At 56.2% G+C, this 265-nt stretch carries 1 pseudogene; it reads left to right on the top strand.

The window, feature by feature from the left end:
* Window positions 1-198, top strand: a pseudogene (locus SB660_RS21300) (acetyltransferase); the annotation flags it as partial.
* Between the last annotated feature and the right edge of the window lie 67 nt (window positions 199-265).

Raw genomic sequence — 265 nt, 5'->3', positions numbered from 1 at the left:
GCGGCGCTTGCCGGCGGAGTGAAAGTCGGGGAAGGAACGCACATCGGAATCGGCGCGTCCGTCATACCACAGATGGACATCGGCCCTTGGTCCGTTATCGGCGCGGGGGCTGCGGTCATCAGCAGAATTCCCGGTCATGTGACGGCGGTCGGCGTTCCGGCCCGCGTCATCTCCCCTATCCATAATGAAAAAGGATGATTTCATGCAAACAAACAAACGGATTTATTTGTCTCCGCCTCATATGAGCGGAAAAGAACAGGAATAC

This window comes from Bacillus sp. SIMBA_005 (assembly GCF_046535585.1).
Lineage (GTDB): Bacteria > Bacillota > Bacilli > Bacillales > Bacillaceae > Bacillus > Bacillus pumilus.
Note: the sequence above shows the minus strand (reverse complement) of the source record. Positions and strands in the feature narration are given on the sequence as shown.